Source organism: Caballeronia sp. ATUFL_M2_KS44 (assembly GCF_023630965.1).
Classification (GTDB): domain Bacteria; phylum Pseudomonadota; class Gammaproteobacteria; order Burkholderiales; family Burkholderiaceae; genus Caballeronia; species Caballeronia concitans.
Genome location: NZ_JALQEA010000038.1, coordinates 1 through 286, shown reverse-complemented (window position 1 = coordinate 286; position 286 = coordinate 1). Strand labels below are relative to the sequence as shown.

Genomic DNA, 286 nt, shown 5'->3' with positions numbered 1-286 from the left:
GTGTGATCCGAATGCCAGCCGTGCTGCTCCAGATTCGGGTTGTAGACGCGCAGCACCTCGCGCCCCGGCACGAACTTCTGCGCGGTCTGCCAGTGCGCCATCGCGGCGCCGTAGAGATCGGCGACATCGCGGCTCGCGATATCCTCGACATCGACCTGCTCGTAGTAATAGCGAAGCAGCGGCTCGATGACCTTGAAGCTTGGCTCCGGCAATCGCCCTCTCGCGAACTCGAGAAGATCGTTGATGAGATGTTCGACCCGCGCTTCGTTCTTGACCAGCATGGTGT

The 286-nt window shown here is 61.2% G+C and carries 1 protein-coding gene; it reads right to left on the bottom strand.

Annotation, left to right across the window (positions count from 1 at the left end; all coding sequences use genetic code 11):
* Positions 1-281, bottom strand: a 281-nt coding sequence (locus NCR39_RS15375; RefSeq protein ID WP_250452960.1) for a hypothetical protein, incomplete at its 3' end; no start/stop codon positions are given.
* Positions 282-286: the final 5 nt, after the last annotated feature.